This is a genomic window from Streptomyces sp. NPDC005483 (assembly GCF_040606035.1).
Lineage (GTDB): Bacteria > Actinomycetota > Actinomycetes > Streptomycetales > Streptomycetaceae > Streptomyces.
Map to the genome: position 1 here is coordinate 342,957 of NZ_JBEXEA010000004.1, position 15,566 is coordinate 358,522.

12 protein-coding genes and 1 pseudogene are annotated in these 15,566 nt (G+C 72.2%); 6 read left to right on the plus strand and 7 right to left on the minus strand.

Annotation, left to right across the window (positions count from 1 at the left end):
• Nucleotides 1–12: 12 nt before the first annotated feature.
• Nucleotides 13–249: a hypothetical protein gene (locus ABZT06_RS10550; RefSeq protein WP_355737884.1), complete on the plus strand. Its 237-nt coding sequence runs from the start codon at nt 13–15 to the stop codon at nt 247–249.
• Here ABZT06_RS10550 and ABZT06_RS10555 read toward each other — a convergent pair.
• The gene (locus ABZT06_RS10555; RefSeq protein WP_355737887.1) at nt 239–1,036 is read right to left on the minus strand and encodes a site-2 protease family protein; all 798 of its coding nucleotides are present in this window, start codon (nt 1,034–1,036) and stop codon (nt 239–241) included. The genes ABZT06_RS10550 and ABZT06_RS10555 overlap by 11 nt on opposite strands.
• 114 nt (nt 1,037–1,150) lie before the next feature.
• Here ABZT06_RS10555 and ABZT06_RS10560 point away from each other — a divergent pair, with 114 nt between their 5' ends.
• Nucleotides 1,151–1,753, plus strand: coding sequence for a DUF6578 domain-containing protein (locus ABZT06_RS10560; protein WP_355737890.1), 603 nt, complete (start codon nt 1,151–1,153; stop codon nt 1,751–1,753).
• Between the two features lie 737 nt (nt 1,754–2,490).
• Complete coding sequence (locus tag ABZT06_RS10565) at nt 2,491–5,850, plus strand: BTAD domain-containing putative transcriptional regulator (RefSeq protein WP_355737893.1); 3,360 nt, start codon at nt 2,491–2,493, stop codon at nt 5,848–5,850.
• A gap of 19 nt (nt 5,851–5,869) precedes the next feature.
• Here the strand turns inward: ABZT06_RS10565 and ABZT06_RS10570 are convergent, their stop codons facing one another.
• Together ABZT06_RS10570 and ABZT06_RS10575 are read right to left on the minus strand one after the other, a co-directional pair.
• Complete coding sequence (locus ABZT06_RS10570; RefSeq protein ID WP_355737896.1) at nt 5,870–6,685, minus strand: ABC transporter permease; 816 nt, start codon at nt 6,683–6,685, stop codon at nt 5,870–5,872.
• Entirely contained in the window at nt 6,682–7,707 is a 1,026-nt protein-coding gene (locus ABZT06_RS10575) for an ATP-binding cassette domain-containing protein (RefSeq protein ID WP_355737899.1), read from the minus strand. The genes ABZT06_RS10570 and ABZT06_RS10575 overlap by 4 nt, the downstream gene beginning before the upstream one ends.
• Before the next feature lie 101 nt (nt 7,708–7,808).
• Here ABZT06_RS10575 and ABZT06_RS10580 point away from each other — a divergent pair, with 101 nt between their 5' ends.
• A complete protein-coding gene (locus ABZT06_RS10580; protein WP_355737902.1) occupies nt 7,809–8,285 on the plus strand; it encodes a hypothetical protein in 477 nt (158 codons plus the stop codon).
• A gap of 64 nt (nt 8,286–8,349) precedes the next feature.
• On the opposite strand, the gene ABZT06_RS10585 is transcribed toward ABZT06_RS10580, so the two are convergent.
• The 4 genes from ABZT06_RS10585 to ABZT06_RS10600 all read right to left on the minus strand — a co-directional run bounded on the left by ABZT06_RS10585 (nt 8,350) and on the right by ABZT06_RS10600 (nt 13,614).
• Nucleotides 8,350–9,570: an MFS transporter gene (locus ABZT06_RS10585; protein WP_355737904.1), complete on the minus strand. Its 1,221-nt coding sequence runs from the start codon at nt 9,568–9,570 to the stop codon at nt 8,350–8,352.
• A gap of 93 nt (nt 9,571–9,663) precedes the next feature.
• Nucleotides 9,664–10,713, minus strand: a complete 1,050-nt coding sequence (locus ABZT06_RS10590) for an endonuclease/exonuclease/phosphatase family protein (RefSeq protein ID WP_355737907.1) — start codon at nt 10,711–10,713, stop codon at nt 9,664–9,666.
• Nucleotides 10,714–10,936: 223 nt separating this feature from the next.
• The gene (locus ABZT06_RS10595) at nt 10,937–11,560 is read right to left on the minus strand and encodes a TetR/AcrR family transcriptional regulator (protein ID WP_355737910.1); all 624 of its coding nucleotides are present in this window, start codon (nt 11,558–11,560) and stop codon (nt 10,937–10,939) included.
• 464 nt (nt 11,561–12,024) lie between these two features.
• Complete coding sequence (locus ABZT06_RS10600; RefSeq protein WP_355737913.1) at nt 12,025–13,614, minus strand: MFS transporter; 1,590 nt, start codon at nt 13,612–13,614, stop codon at nt 12,025–12,027.
• Between the two features lie 181 nt (nt 13,615–13,795).
• On the opposite strand from ABZT06_RS10600, the gene panB reads away from it, so the two are divergent.
• Both panB and ABZT06_RS10610 read left to right on the plus strand, forming a co-directional pair.
• A complete protein-coding gene (gene panB / locus ABZT06_RS10605) occupies nt 13,796–14,662 on the plus strand; it encodes a 3-methyl-2-oxobutanoate hydroxymethyltransferase (RefSeq protein WP_355737916.1) in 867 nt (288 codons plus the stop codon).
• Nucleotides 14,663–15,040: 378 nt separating this feature from the next.
• Nucleotides 15,041–15,442 (plus strand): annotated as a pseudogene (locus ABZT06_RS10610) (VOC family protein); the annotation flags it as partial.
• Nucleotides 15,443–15,566: the final 124 nt, after the last annotated feature.

Genomic DNA, 15,566 nt, shown 5'->3' on the forward strand with positions numbered 1-15,566 from the left:
CGAGATGAGCCGATGGGGGACACTGGTCGTCGTAGTGCAGCAGTGTCCCCCCGACAGGAGCCCACGAAAATGCCCCGCCTCGCCCTCTACGCCCTCGTCGTCTGCCTCCTCGCCGTGGCGGCGGCGGTCGTCTCCTTCGTGCAGGGCAACTGGCTCGGGGTCGTGTGGGTGCTGCTGGCGGGGCTCTCGTCCAACATGTGCTGGTACTACCTCAAGCGGGGCCGGGCCGAGAGGTCCGTCACCCGCTGACCGAGCAGAAGTCGCTCGTCTGCCAGAACCGGTACAGGTCCTGGCCGCAGTACCTCTCGAGATCGTCGATGCCGAGCGAGGCCAGAATCGAGTCGATCACGTCGAAGAACACGTGGTTGACCGCCGGCACCCACAGCAGCGCGAACACGAACAGCAGGCCGAAGGGCGCGAAGGGCTCGATCTGGCGCTTGATGCCGTACGACAGCCAGGGCTCGATGACGCCGTACCCGTCCAGGCCCGGCACCGGCAGGAAGTTCAGGAGCGCGGCGGAGACCTGGAGCAGCGCGAGGAACGCGAGCGCGTACCGGAAGTCCCGCGGGACCCCGTCGAGGGCGTCCAGCCAGAAGGGTGCGGTGCACACGGCGGCGAACAGGACGTTCGTCAGCGGGCCCGCCGCCGAGATCAGGCTGTGCCTCCAGCGGCCCCGGATCCGGTCGCGCTCGATGAACACGGCGCCGCCGGGCAGACCGATACCGCCCATGATCACGAACAGCACCGGCAGCACGATGCTGAGCAGGGCGTGCGTGTAGGCGAGCGGATTGAGGCTCAAATAGCCCTTGCTCCCGACGGTGATGTCACCGCTGTGCAAGGCGGTACGCGCGTGTGCGTACTCGTGCAGACAGAGGGAGATCACCCAGGCCGCGGTGACGAAGAGGAACACCGCCACGCCGGGCAGCTCGGCGAATCCGCTCCAGGTGGCCCAGCCGGTCACCGCCGTCACGGCGCAGATCCCGAGGAAGACGGGGCTGATCCGCCGGTCGCTGTGGCGGGTGGTGGCGGTGGTCATGGGGCTCCCTGGACTGAACGGCCACGCGGTGGGCGCGGTGAGACTGCCCGACGGTACCGGGCACAGGTGAAAACGTCTTGGGGTGGGGCGGGGGTTCCATGGAAGGGTGGGGACATGGGGCTCTGGCACGTGTTCTACGCGGACTGGCAGATGGAGTGCTGCGGTACGCCGTTCTCGGTGGGGGAGGACGTGAGCTGGCCGCTGCTGTTCCGGGCGGGCGGAGACGTCCTCGGGGGCGGTTGGCGCGACCAGCTCACCGAACTCGCCGGGCCGGTGGAACAGGACGCCGGGCGGGTGCTGCGGGACAGGAGCGGCCTGGTCGTCGGGGTCGGCGAGAGCGTGGCAACACCGGGCGACTCCACCCCGCTCGTCGGGCTGCTCACGGTCGAGACGCACGGGGGCCGGCTGCCCGAGGCCGGCGGCCAGGTGCGGTGCGTGCAGGTCGTGACCCAGGAGTACGGCGAGACGGAGCCGGTGCCGGGGCGCAGGTCGCTGCGGTCGGTGGACGCGAGCCCGAAGTGGTTCGCCGGCGGCGGGGGCGCGCGGTCCGAGGCGGGGCTCGTGGTCACCCTGGAGGTTCCGGACACGGACTCGCGGCTCTCGCACGCCGTCCGCAGGACCCGGAACCTCCCGCCCGGCTCACCGCCCGGCACGGAGACGGCGGACCTGCCGCCCGACGCGCTGGCCGAGCTGCTGGCGGGGCTGAGCAGGGCCTGAGGCTGTGGTGGTGGGGGGGTGGGGCGGGTGTCCGCGACGGCTGGGACGGCCCAGAGGCGCGGGGACCTGGGTGGGCGGGCAGGGCTTGTGTGCGGTTGTGTGGTGGGGCGCGGGTGGGCGGCAGCGGCCCGTCTGCGGCTGCCTGGTGGGATCCGGGCGGGTGGGCAAGGCTCGTCTGCGGTTGCCCGGTGGGGCCGGGGGTGGGCGGCAATGGCCCGCTTGTGGCTGCCTGGTGGGATCCGGGCGGGCGGGCAAGGCTCGTTTGTGGTTGCCCGGTGGGCAGGGTGGCGGCAGCGGCCCGTCTGCGGCTGCCTGGTGGGATCCGGGCGGCGGCCACGGTCCCTCTGCGGCTGCCCGGTGGGATCCGGGCGGGTGGGCAAGGCTCGTCTGCGGTTGCCCGGTGGGGCCGGGGGTGGGCGGCAATGGCCCGCTTGTGGCTGCCTGGTGGGATCCGGGGCGGGTGGGCAAGGCTCGTCTGCGGTTGCACGGTGGGGCCGGGGGTGGGCGGTCACGACCCACCCGGGGCTGCATGGTGGGACCCGGGCGGCGGCCATGGCCTGTCTGCGGCTGCCCGGCGGGATCCACACGAGCAGCCACGACCCGCCCGCAGCCGCCCGGAGGAAACCGCGCGACCACCCGCGCCCCCCGACCACCCGACCCGCCACATCCGGCGGCGACCGATCCGTCGACACCCCGCGAGCGGAACCCCGTGACCGGCCCCGACCCCAGCAGAGACAATGGACCCCGTGCGCTATCGCATCCTCGGTACCACCCAGGCACTCCGCCCCGACGGAACCTCCGTCCCGGTCGGCGGCACGCGGCTGCGCGCGCTGCTGACCGTGCTCGCTCTGCGGCCCTGCCGTACCGTCCCGGTGAGCGTCCTCGTCGACGAGGTGTGGGACGGCGATCCGCCCGCCGACGCCACGGGCGCGGTGCAGGCGCTGGTGGGGCGGCTCAGGAGGGCGCTCGGGGCGGAGGCGGTGGCCTCGGTGGACGGCGGGTACCGGCTGACCGCCGCGTCCGACGACATCGACCTGCACCGTTTCGAGCGGCTCACCGGTGACGGCATGCGAGCCCTGTCCGACGGCGACCCCGCGAAGGCGGCCGTGGTGCTGGACGACGCCCTCGCCCTGTGGCGGGGGCCGGCCCTGGCCGACCTGCCCGACCGTACGGCCGAGGCGGCCCGCGCGGAGGCCCGCCGGCTGGACGCCCTGCGCGCCCGCCACACCGCCGCGCTCGCCCTCGGTCAGGCCGACCAGTCCCTTCCCGAACTGACCGCCCTCTGCGACACCCACCCCCTCGACGAACCCCTCCAGTCCCTCCGCCTGCGCGCCCTGCGCGACACGGGCCGCACGGCGGAGGCACTGGCCGCGTACGAGTCCGTACGACAGCTGCTCGCGGACCGGCTGGGTGCGGACCCGGGGACCGAACTGCGGGCGCTGCACGGTGAGTTGCTGCGGCCCGAGCCGTCTGCCGCGGGCGGTCCGGGCGGCCGGGTGCCCGCCATGGTCCTTGAGAGGAGCGGGGCGACCGGGTCCGCCGCAACCCCCGCTCATCCGGCTCCCGCCCCCGGCCCACCCTCCGGCAACCTCCGCGCCCGTCTCACCTCCTTCGTCGGCCGGGAAGCCGACATCGAGGCGATTCGCGGGGACCTCACCGGCGCGCGGCTGGTCACGCTGCTCGGGCCGGGCGGGGCCGGGAAGACCCGGCTCTCGCAGGAGGCCGCCGAGACCGTGGGGGACGTGGTGCGGGACGGGGTGTGGCTGGCCGAGCTCGCGCCGGTCGACGACCCCGAGGCCGTGCCCGAGGCCGTGCTCACCGCCGTCGGTGCCCGCGAGACCGTGCTGTACGGCGCCGGTGCCGAGGCGATGCGGGCCGCCGGGAGCGAGCGGCTCGACGAACCGGTCGAGCGGCTCGCGGAGCACTGCGGCCGGCGCAGCATGCTGCTGATCCTCGACAACTGCGAGCACGTGGTCGACGCGGCCGCCCGTCTGGCCGAGACGCTTCTGGAGCGCTGCCCGGGGCTGACCGTCCTGGCCACCAGCCGTGAACCCCTCGGCGTACCGGGGGAGTTGCTGCGCCCCGTGGAACCCCTGCCCGAGCCGGTCGCGCTGCGCCTGCTCGCCGAGCGGGGTGCCGCCGCCCGGCCCGGATTCCGGGTCGACGCCGACGAGGAGACCGCGGCGGCCTGCGCCGAGATCTGCCGGCGCCTCGACGGCCTGCCCCTCGGCATCGAGCTCGCCGCCGCCCGGCTGCGGATGCTGACCCCCCGCCAGATCGCCGACCGCCTCGACGACCGCTTCCGCCTCCTGACCTCCGGCAGCCGTACCGTCCTGCCCCGTCAGCAGACCCTGCGGGCCGTCGTCGACTGGTCCTGGGACCTGCTCGACGAGGAGGAACGCGACGTCCTGCGGCGCCTTTCGGTGTTCGCCGGCGGCTGCGACCTGGCCGCCGCCGAGGCGGTGTGCGGTCCGGCCGCGCTGGACGCGCTCGGTTCGCTCGTCGACAAGTCCCTTGTGGTGGCGGCCCCTTCGGGAGACGGCGAGATGCGCTACCGGCTCCTGGAGACGGTCGGCGAGTACGCCGGTGAGCGCCTCGACGAGACGGACGGCTCCCGTGCCGACGCCGAGCGCGCGCATCTGACGTACTACCGCGAACTCGCCCGCACCACGGACCCGTTGCTGCGCGGCTCCGGCCAACTAGCCGCCATCGAGCGCCTGGAGCGCGAGTACGAGAACCTCCGCACCGCCCTGCGCCGGGCCGTCGCCGACCGGGACGAGCAGGAAGGGCTGTGCCTGGTCCTTTCGCTGGCCTGGTACTGGCAGATGCGCGACCTGCGCATCGAGGCCCGCAACTGGTCCCGCGAGGTCCAGGGCCTCGGCCCCGACCCGTTCACCGAGCCGGTCCGCCCCGCCGTACCGGTGTGGGAGCGCTGCACCGACACCCCGCCGCCGTGGACCGGCGAGGTGCTGGAGGAGGCCCGGCGTGGCGCCCACCTCGTCCATCTCGCCTGCATGGACACCGAGTTGGACGCCTGGCAGAACCAGCACGCGCAGGCGAAGCTGCGGTCCATCGCCGCCACCTACGACCCCGGCATGCCGCAGACCTGCCGGATGCCGGGCTCTCTGTGGTTCTTCGCCATCATGCTCACCGGGGACATGGAGCGGCTGCGGGACGTCATCCAGGCGACCGTCGACACCTGCCGTGCCACGCCGGGCTACGACTGGGAGCTCGCCGCGGCCCTCCAGTGGCGGGCCAACCTGCTCGCCAACCGCTCCGACTGGGCCGGCGACGCCATCCACGACGCCGAGGAGGCGCTGGAGCTCTACGAGCGGCTCGGCGACGTGTGGGGCACCGCCGAGGCGCTCTCCGCGCGAGCCGAGGCGCATGAGCGCAAGGGGAAGTGGAGCGCGGCCGCCGCCGATTACGAGAGGGCGATCGAGCGCGCCGAACAGCTCGGCGCCCGCGCCCAGAGGTCCGTGCTCAACGCCCGACTGGGCAGCACGCTGCTGGAGACGGGGGAGGCCGAGCGCGGTGAACGCCTGCTGCGCGAGGTGATCGCCGACCAGGAGGGCGCCCGCAACGAGGCGATGCCCGCCTCCCGGATGTTCCTCGCCGGCTGGCTCGGCCTGACCGGGCGCATCCCCGAGGCACGGGAACAACTCCAGTTGCTGCGCCAGCAGTTCGGCATCGCCCACTTCGTCATCTTCGACGCCTTCATCCTCGGCTCGGAGGCCTGGCTCGAGGCCCTGGACGGCTGCTACGAGGAGTGCCTGACCCTGACCCGCCGGGCGTTGGAGAAGTCCGAGGACCCGCTGGCCCTGACCATCGCCCCGCACATGCGCACCATGTACCTGCACACCGCGGGGCTCGCCCTCGCCGGGGCGGACGGGGGTGCCCGCGCCCGCGACGGCGCCCGCTTCCTCAGGGTCGGGGACGTGCTGCTGCCGCCCAGCCATGTCCCGACGACCGTCGAGCGCACCGTGCGGGACAGGGCCGAGCAGCGACTGCGCGCGGTGCTCGGCGACGCGGCCTACGAGGCGGCGTACGCGGAGGGCGACGGCCTCTCCCCGAAGGAGGCCGCCGCCCTGGTGTGACGCGCACCGAAGCCGGACTTCAGTTCTTCGTACGGAACTTGTGGATCGCGTACGGTGCCGCGACCGCGGTGATGGCCGCCGACCAGGCGAGCGTGACCCACAGGTCGTGGGCGACCGGGCCGCCCACCATCAGCCCGCGGGCCGCGTCGGCGAGCGTGGACAGCGGGTTGTAGTCGGTGAAGTGCTGGAGCCAGCCCGGCATCGAGTTCGTCGGCGCGAAGATCGACGAGCCGAACTGGAGCGGGAAGAGCACCAGGAAGCCCATCGCCTGCACGGACTGCGCGTTCTTCAGGATCACGCCCAGGGTGAGGAACACCCACATGATCGAGGAGGCGAACACGGCGGACAGACCGACCGCCGCGAACAGACCGGCCCAGTGGTTGATGTCGAACCCGACCAGGAGGGCGACGATCATCAGCACGGTGGTCGCGAACAGCATCCGCAGCAGTTCCACGGAGATCTTCGCGAACAGCACCGAGCCGCGCCCGATGGGCAGCGACCGGAACCGGTCCATGACACCGGAGTTGAAGTCCTGGCTGAAGCCGGTGCCGACGCCCTGGGACAGGGTCATGCTCATCATCGCGATCATGCCCGGGATGACGTACTGGACGTATCCGTCCTGTCCGCCGCCCAGGGCCTGCCCGATCGAGCCGCCGAAGACGTAGACGAAGAGCAGGGTGAAGACGACCGGCATCAGGATCGCGTCGAACATCGACTCCGGGTCCTGGCGGATCCACAGCAGGTTGCGGCGGATGAGGGCGCCGGTGTGCCGCAGATGCCCGCGCAGGGGGATCCGGGCGTCGGCGTCGACGATGGTGGCGGTTGCGGCGCTCATGCGGCGACCTCCTCGCGGGTCTCGGTGGGGACGGTGTCCTGCGGGGCACTGGCGCGGTGGCCGGTGAGGGACAGGAACACCTCGTCCAGGCTGGGCAGTTCGGTGGTGATGGAGGAGAGGGTGACGCCACGCGCGGTGACCGCGCCGACCACGGCGGTCAGCTGCTCGTCGCTGAGGATCGGGACGACGAGGGTGCCGCTCTCGGTGTCCACGGTGGAGGTCGCGAGCCCGGTGATGCCGAGCTCGTCGATCCACCCGGCGAGCGGCTGCAGCTGCAGCGGATCCAGGGGCCGTACCCGCAGCGAGCGTCCGCCGACCTTCGCCTTGAGCTCTTCGATGGCCCCGGCGGCGATGACCTTGCCGTGGTCCACGACGGTCAGCTCGGAGGCGAGCTGCTCGGCCTCCTCCATGTACTGGGTGGTCAGCAGGACGGTCACGCCGTCCCCGACCATCCGCTTGACCTCGTCCCACACCTCGTTGCGGGTGCGCGGGTCGAGACCGGTGGTGGGCTCGTCGAGGAAGAGCACCTGGGGGCGCCCGATCATCGAGGCGGCGAGGTCGAGCCGCCGCCGCATACCGCCGGAGTAGGTGCTCGCCGGCCGCTTCGCCGCGTCCGTGAGCGAGAACCGCTCCAGCAGCTCGTCGGCCCGGGTGCGGGCCTCCTTGCGGGGCAGGTCGAGCAGTCGCCCGATCATGTACAGGTTCTCCCAGCCCGGCAGCTTCTCGTCCACCGAGGCGTACTGCCCGGTGAGCCCGATCACCCGCCGCAGCTGACGGGGCTGGCGCACGGCGTCGTAACCGGCGACGGTGGCCTGCCCCGCGTCCGGGGTGATGAGGGTGGACAGGATGCGTACGAGGGTGGTCTTCCCGGCGCCGTTCGGCCCGAGCACACCCATCACGGTGCCCTCGCGCACGTCCAGGTCGACGCCGTCCAGCGCCTTGGTCTCGCCGTAGTGCTTGACCAGCCCCCGCACGGAAACGGCGGAGTCCCCGCTCTGGGGGTTCTTGTCGATTCGCGTCATACCGAGGACAGTGCCAGCCCCCACCGACAAACCACCGACAGGTCACCGACAGGGACCTGCACGCCACCGACAGCCCCGGCACGGCCCGCGCGCGTGGGACGATGACCCGCATGTCGGGCCAGGTCTGGGTGTCTCTCATCTCGCTGGGCGGCGTCGCTCTGGGCGGCGTGCTCTCCTACCTCGTCCAGCACCGGACCCAGCAGTCGGCGGACCGCGCCGAGCGGCAGCGCCGGCAGCTCGCCGTGTCGGAGGCCCGGCGCGCGGAACGCCTGGCCCTGCTGGAACGCTTCATCGAGGTCGGTGCCGAGGCGGAACGCGCGGCCTTCTCCCGCCCCACCGACCACGACCGCACCGACCCCTGGTACCTCACGACCAGCGACGCCATGAACCGCCTCTGGGTGGCCGAACGCCTCATCCGTGTCCAGTTCCCCCTCCCCGTCCACGAAGCGGCCCGCGCCTACTTCCTCGACCTCAACCGGACGGTGTGGGAGGGCCTGCCGGAGGGCGAGAGCGTGCGGGACTACCTGGAGGCCAACCGCCTGGCGTTCCTGGACGCCGCCCGGGGGGCCATGGGGTAGCCGGCACCGGGCACAGGAAGGGGCGCCCGGTGACCACCGGGCGCCCCTTCCGTCGTACGACTGCTCAGTACCGTACGGTCTCGACCTGCTCCGGCAGATGGGTCGCGACCACACGCTCCCGGCCGGACGGCACGCCCGCGCGCCGCCGGTCCACGACCGTGGCCACCGCGGCGACCCCGAGGCCGAGCACGGCCAGGGCGGCGCCCGTCAGGGCCGGGGACGTCGCGCCGAGGCCCGCGGCCAGGGCGAGGCCGCCGATCCAGGCGCCGCCGGCGTTGGCCAGGTTGAAGGCGGCCTGGTTGGCGGAGGAGGCCAGGGAGGGGGCGGCCGACGCCTTCTCCATGACCATCAGCTGGAGCGGGGAGCCGGTGACGAAGGCCGCCGTGCCCAGCAGCACGACCGCCACCGCCGCGCTCCACTGCGTCGACATCAGCACCGGGAACAGGGCCAGGACCACGACCAGCGAGGTCAGGCCGCCGAACAGGGTGCCGCGCAGCGAGTGGTCGGCGAGCCGCCCGCCGACCAGGTTGCCCGCCGTGGCGCCCACGCCGAACAGGGCGAGGAGAAGCGTCACGCTGGAGTCGGCGTAGCCGGCCGCGTCCGTGAGCATCGGCGTGATGTAGCTGTACGCGGCGAACAGCGCGCCGAAGCCGGCGACCGTCGTGCCGAGCGCCAGCCAGACGGGGAGGGACCGCAGGGCGGCCATCTCGCCGCGGAGGCCCACCCGGGGCGCGTGCGCGTGGTCGTGCGGGATGAGGAGTGCCAGGGAGGCTATCGCCGCCAGGCCGATCGCGCTGACGCCGAGGAAGGTCGCGCGCCAGCCCAGGTGCTGGCCCATGAGGGTGGCGACGGGCACGCCCGCGATGTTGGCGAGGGTCAGGCCGAGGAACATCAGGGAGACCGAGCGGGCCTTGCGTTCCGGCGCCACCATGCCCGTGGCGACGACCGCGCCCACCCCGAAGAAGGCACCGTGCGGCAGCCCGCTCAGGAAGCGGGCCGCGAGCAGCCAGTGCTCGCCGGGGGCGAGGGCGGAGAGCGCGTTGCCGGCCACGAACAGTCCCATCAGGCCGATGAGGACCGTGCGGCGGGACATCCGGGCCGTGACCGCGGCGAGCAGCGGGGCGCCGATCACCACGCCCAGCGCGTACGCCGAGACCAGGTGGCCTGCGGTGGGGATCGAGATGCCCAGGTCGTCGGCGACGTCGGGCAGCAGGCCCATCATCACGAATTCGGTGGTGCCGAGACCGAAAGCGCCGACGGCCAGTGCGAGCAGGGCCAGAGGCATAAAGAGGTCGAGCCTTTCAGGGGAGAGCGGAGTTCCGTACCTAGCTTATGTTCAGTTACGGAACAAAGACCGCATCCCCAGGCTTCCCAAGGGTTACGACGAGGTGGCGAGGTTCACACGGGCCGCCACCGGCAGATGGTCGCTCCCGGTGGCGGGCAGCGTCCACGAGCTCAACGGCTCCACGCCCTGCACCATGATCTGGTCGATCCGCGCCATCGGGAACGACGCCGGCCAGCTGAACCCGAACCCGCTGCCCGCCGCGCCCTGCGTGGACCGCATCTGGGAGGTGACCGCGTTGAGCGCCCGGTCGTTCATCGTGCCGTTGAGATCGCCGAGCAGGATCTTGCGGGGGAGCCTCTCGTCGGCGATGGCCTCGCCCAGCGCGTCGGCGCTCTTGTCGCGCTGCCGGGCGGTGAACCCGGCCTCCATCTTCACCCGTACGGACGGCAGGTGGGCGACGTACACCGCGACCTGACCGTCCGGCGCGGTCACCGCGGCGCGCATGGCCCGGGTCCAGCCCAGCTTGATGTCGACGGCCCGCACACCGGTCAGCGGGTACTTGCTCCACAGCCCCACGGTGCCCTCGACCGCGTGGTACCGGTACGCCGACGCCAGCGCCTTCTCGTACACCGGCACCGCCGAGGCGGTCAGCTCCTCCAGGGCCACCACGTCCGCGCCGGAGGCGGCCACGTCCCGGGCGGTGCCGGACGGGTCGGCGTTGTCGGCGTTGACGTTGTGGGTGGCCACCGTGAGGTCGCCGCCGGTGCCGGACTTGTCGGAGAGCAGCCCGCCGAAGAGGTTCAGCCACACGACCGCCGGGAGCAGCACCGCGATCAGCGCGATCGCCGACCTGCGCAGGAAACCGAGCACGAGCAGCACCGGGACGAACACGCCCAGCCAGGGCAGGAAGGTCTCGGTGAGACTGCCGAGGTTGCCCACCGCGTTCGGGATCTGCGCGTGCAGCAGCATCACCAGGGCGACGATCACCGCGAGGGCGGTCAGGACGAGCCCGCGGCGCCAGATCCGGCGGTCACCGCGCCAGCCGGAGAGGGGGCGGCCGAGCAGGCGCCGGAACCGGTCTCTGCGGCGCTCGGGTCCCGAGCCGCCGTCCGCCGTCTCCGTCACGTATGCCTGCTGCGCCATACCGTCGCCTCACTACCTGCCGTGCACACCGTTCGCCCCGCTGTCGTGGGGCGTCAGACACCCCGTACGACCCTAGGGGATGATCGGCTTCCGTCTCGTCGTCCCATGACGACCGTACGGGGGCGATGACGTACAAGTCGCCTTACGGAGTTCCCCGTCCGCGCGGGGAAAGCGCCCTCTGTGACGAAACGCGCACACGCGGGCCGCGGGGCCCGGACGGGCTCTAGGAACTGACGGGGCGTAGGCCTTCGAGGACGGTGTCGACGATCTGTTCGGAGAGGCCCTCCGGCAGGGCGGCGTTGGGCTGCATGATGGTGCGAAAGAGCATGGGGCCGGTGAAAAGGTCGTTGACCAGCTCGACGTCGATGTCCGTGCGCAGCTCGCCGTTGGCCTGCCCCCGGCGCAGGATGGCGACCTGCCTGCGGCGCCGGGGCGCGATGACGCTGGTGTGGTAGGCGTCCCAGACCTTCGGGCTGCTCTTCATCTGGGCGAAGACACTGTGCAGCAGCGCCGAGGAACGGGTCATCAGCCCGCGCTGCCTCAACTGCTCCAGCAGCGCCACGAGATCGTCGCGCATCGAGGTGCCGGGCAGTTCGGCGTCCGGGGGCTCGGCGGTGCGCACGACGTCGACGAAGAGCTCCTCCTTGCCGTTCCAGCGGCGGTAGATGGTGGCCTTGCCGACGCCCGCGGTACGTGCGATGCGCTCGATGGACAGCTCGGCGAGCGGCACGCCGTCCTCCAGCAGTTTGATGACGGCCTCGATGATGGACCGCTCCACGGCCTCACTGCGGGGCCGCCCCCGCCCGGCCCCCGTCTGCCTGGGCTCACTCTCGGCGAGGCCGCTCACGTCGCTTGGTCCTCTCTGTGGGATGAGGTGATTCTCCCTGGTCCACGGCGTCGCGGGAGGGGCGGGGTGATGTTCGGCCCCCGTCCTCGGCGGGATCGGCCCGCCGCCCGCTCCGGTCCGGTGACCTCCTCAACTCCTGGTCGTAGCCGGTCGATCCATCTGGCCGGGCCGTGCCCAGGCCGGCCGGAATCCCTTCGGTGCCGCTGCTGCCTGCCGCCGGCTTCCGCCTGCTGCCGCGGGCTCCCGGTCTCCGGCCCGGGTGCGGTCCCCGGCATCAGGGTTCCCGGCTGTTCTGCCAGTTGGGGCACAGTCCCTGCCGGTGCCGGTGCCGGTGCCGGTGCCGCTGCTGCCGGCTTGCTGCCGTCGGGCTCCCGGTCTCCGGCCCGGGTACCGCCCCCGGTATCGGGGCTCCCGGCTGTTCTGCCCGGTGGGCACCGTCCCTGTCGGTGCTCCACCGGGCGGGTTCACTCGCCGGCGGCGGGCACCAACTCCTGCTCCTCCTCGCCCGGCTGACGCTCCGCCGGGCGGCCCGGCAGGTACAGGGCCACCACCAGGGCGCCGACCAGGGCCACGCCCGCTCCCCACAGCGCGGTGACGTGCATCGCGTGCAGGAAGGCGTCGTTGGCCGGGCCGACCAGGGCGTCGCCCCGGGGGCCGAGCTTCGCGGCGACGCCGAGCGTGGCCTCGATGGACTCGCCCGCGGTGTGCCGTACGCCTGCCGGAACCGCTCCGAGATGGGACTCGATGCCGTTGCGGTAGGCCGTGGAGAGCACCGAGCCGAGGACGGCGATGCCGAGCGCGCCGCCGACCTGCCGGAAGGTGTTGCTGAGCGCGGACGCGGAGCCGGCCTTCTCGCGCGGCAGGGCCTGCATGATGACGACGCTGGTCGGGGTCATGATGTGCGCCATGCCGGTGCCCATGAGGAAGAAGATCACCTCGAGGAGCCAGATCGGCGTGTCCGCCTCCAGTCCGGCGAACGCGACCAGCATCGCGGCGATCAGCAGCATGCCCCCGGTCGTCGTCGCCCGGTTGCCGAAGCGGTCGACGACCAGCCGGGCGCGCGGCGCGAAGATCAGCTGCGCGGCGGCCAGCGGCAGCATCAGCAGACCGGTCTGCAGCGGCGAGTAGCCCCGCACGCTCTGGGTGTAGAAGACCGAGAAGAAGGTCACGCCCATCAGCGCGAAGAACACCAGCCCTATGGCGCCGATCGCGGCCGAGAAGACCTTGTTCTTGAAGTAGGTGACATCGATCGACGGGTGGTCGCTGCGCTTCTCGAACACCACGAACGCGACGAGCACGGCGAGACCGGCACCGATGGTGGCCAGTACGGTCGCGTCCGTGAAGTCGGCGAGCTGGCCGCCCTTGATGATGCCGTAGACGAGCAGGACCAGTCCGATGACCGACAGCACGACACCGACGGGGTCGATCCGGCCAGGGTTGGGGTCACGGGAGTCGGGCACCAGCCACATCATCAGCCCGAGGGCGAGCACCACGATCGGCACGTTGATGAGGAAGACGGAACCCCACCAGAAGTGGTCGAGGAGCACACCGCCGGTGATCGGCCCGATGGCGATGGCGAGTCCGACGCCACCCGCCCAGATGCCGATGGCCTTGGGCTGCTCCTCGCGCTCGAAGACGTTCATCAGCACGGCGAGCGTGGCCGGCATGACGAACGCCGCGCCGAGGCCCATCAGCGCGCGGAAGGCGATCAGCTGGACCGGCGAGCCGGAGAAGGCGGCGAGCGCGGAACCGGCGCCGAACACGACCAGGCCGCCCAGCAGCACCTTCTTGCGGCCGAGCCGGTCGCCGAGCAGGCCCGCGGTGAACAGGAGGCCGGCGAAGACCAGGGTGTAGGCGTTGATCGCCCACTCCAGCTCGCTCTGGGTGGCGCCCAGGCCGGTCGGGGCCGGAGTCGAGATCGTCTTGATCGCGACGTTCAGGATCGAGTTGTCGAGCACCACGATCAGCAGGCTCAGCATCAGTACGCCGAGGATCGCCCAGCGGCGCCGGTGCACCGCCTCCGATACCCGGGAGTCAGGGACTGCGGTAGTCATGCGTCCGAGAGTAACCCCATTACGATACGGAACCGTCTCGTATCGTAAGTCTTTACCGAGACCTTACGTGCCTGAACGGTCACACCTACCACCTCTGGCCCTGACTGGCACGAGGTGCCACCATGGAGTTGATCCGGGGACGCCGTGAGGGCGCCTCGAGATGACGTAAGGAGCCGTTGCAATGACGCAGCTTTCGGCTGCCCACGACAAGCCCTCCGACGGCAGCAAGGCGCTGTACGGGGGCAAGGGCACGCGCCGCATCACTGTCCGGGACATCGCCCTCGCCAAGGAACGCGGCGAGAAGTGGCCCATGCTCACCGCCTACGACGCGATGACCGCGTCCGTCTTCGACGAGGCCGGCATCCCGGTCATGCTCGTCGGCGACTCGGCGGGCAACTGCCATCTCGGCTACGAGACCACCGTGCCCGTCACGATGGACCAGATGACCATGCTGTCGGCGGCCGTCGTACGGGGCACCTCGCGCGCCCTGATCGTCGGCGACCTGCCCTTCGGCTCGTACCAGGAGGGCCCGGTGCAGGCGCTGCGCTCGGCGACCCGGCTGGTCAAGGAGGCGGGCGTCGGCGCCGTGAAGCTGGAGGGCGGCGAGCGCTCCCACGAGCAGATCCGGCTGCTGGTGGAGTCCGGCGTCCCGGTCATGGCCCACATCGGCCTGACCCCCCAGTCCGTCAACGCCATGGGCTACCGCGTCCAGGGCCGTGGCGAGGAGGCGGCCCAGCAGCTGCTGCGTGACGCGAAGGCCGTCCAGGACGCGGGCGCGTTCGCCGTCGTCCTGGAGCTGGTCCCGGCGGAGCTCGCGGCCGAGGTCACCCGGGTCCTGCACATCCCGACCGTCGGCATCGGCGCGGGACCGGAGACCGACGCACAGGTCCTCGTCTGGACCGACATGCTCGGCCTCACCGGCGGGCGGGTCCCGAAGTTCGTCAAGCAGTACGCCAACCTGCGCGAGGTGATGTCCGGCGCGGTCAAGGCCTTCGCGGAGGACGTCGTCGGCGGCACGTTCCCGCTGGAGGAGCACTCCGTCCACTAGGGCCCACGGCCCCCCGGAACCACAGTGGCACCAAGCGCCCCGCCGATCTTCCCCCGTCGGCGGGGCGCCCTCTGTTCCAGGACACGTGTTCCAGGACAGGAACTGGCCTGATGGCCGCCTGACGTCGTCGGCATCCGAAACAAAAGCTCCCGGACGGCTGGACCGCCGAACCGACGGGCGGCGCACGAGTGCGTACCCTCGGCCCCGGGCAGAGCGTCCCCGTCACCTGGACCGTCACCCCCGGTGTCGACACCACTTGGGGTCGCCTACCCGTTCGGGGTTCGCACCTCCTACCACCAGAACGGCCGACTGCGGACCGACGCCGACGAGGTGGACGCCCGGTCACCCCCGTCCTCTCCGACGTGCGGGCCGGCGAAGGGCAGGGTGGGAACCGAGTCCGGTGCGATCGGGCATGGCGAGATCCGGATCGGAGACACGGTCGTCCTGGCCTTCGACCGGGCCCCCGGCCGGCCGGTCATGCCGAGCCTGCTGCGGGTCTTCGGCGCGGGCGCGGACGCCACGTTCTCCCGGGCGGTGGCGGCCGGCGCCCGTGTCGTCACCTCACTGGCGGACAGCGCCTTCGGTCAGCGCGGCGGCCGCGTCAAGGACCCCTTCGGCAACATCTGGTGGGTGTTCACCCACGTCGAGGACGGCCCCGAGGACCAGATGCGGAAGCGGCTCCGGGAGCCCGCGTACGCGGAGGCGATGCGGGTGGCCCAGGAGACCTTCGACGCGGAGATGACGGGGCGCCGAGAAGGCCGGGGGAGCCCACCGGTCAGGCCGGGGCCTGAATCCGGCGCGGGGTCCACCGGTCCGTACCGGGCTCGCCGCGCCGGAGAATCCCTCCGTACCGGGCCCGCCGGTCTTCGCGAGACGAGGTGGTCTTGCACCGGCTCGGTCGGCC

Excerpts from the sequence above, each read along its gene's own strand:
- ABZT06_RS10550 (WP_355737884.1), top strand. The coding sequence starts at position 13 with ATGGGGGACACTGGTCGTCGTAGTGCAGCAGTGTCCCCCCGACAGGAG.
- ABZT06_RS10555 (WP_355737887.1), bottom strand. The coding sequence starts at position 1,036 with ATGACCACCGCCACCACCCGCCACAGCGACCGGCGGATCAGCCCCGTC.
- ABZT06_RS10560 (WP_355737890.1), top strand. The coding sequence starts at position 1,151 with ATGGGGCTCTGGCACGTGTTCTACGCGGACTGGCAGATGGAGTGCTGC.
- ABZT06_RS10565 (WP_355737893.1), top strand. The coding sequence starts at position 2,491 with ATGGACCCCGTGCGCTATCGCATCCTCGGTACCACCCAGGCACTCCGC.
- ABZT06_RS10570 (WP_355737896.1), bottom strand. The coding sequence starts at position 6,685 with ATGAGCGCCGCAACCGCCACCATCGTCGACGCCGACGCCCGGATCCCC.
- ABZT06_RS10575 (WP_355737899.1), bottom strand. The coding sequence starts at position 7,707 with ATGACGCGAATCGACAAGAACCCCCAGAGCGGGGACTCCGCCGTTTCC.
- ABZT06_RS10580 (WP_355737902.1), top strand. The coding sequence starts at position 7,809 with ATGACCCGCATGTCGGGCCAGGTCTGGGTGTCTCTCATCTCGCTGGGC.
- ABZT06_RS10585 (WP_355737904.1), bottom strand. The coding sequence starts at position 9,570 with ATGCCTCTGGCCCTGCTCGCACTGGCCGTCGGCGCTTTCGGTCTCGGC.
- ABZT06_RS10590 (WP_355737907.1), bottom strand. The coding sequence starts at position 10,713 with ATGGCGCAGCAGGCATACGTGACGGAGACGGCGGACGGCGGCTCGGGA.
- ABZT06_RS10600 (WP_355737913.1), bottom strand. The coding sequence starts at position 13,614 with ATGACTACCGCAGTCCCTGACTCCCGGGTATCGGAGGCGGTGCACCGG.
- panB (WP_355737916.1), top strand. The coding sequence starts at position 13,796 with ATGACGCAGCTTTCGGCTGCCCACGACAAGCCCTCCGACGGCAGCAAG.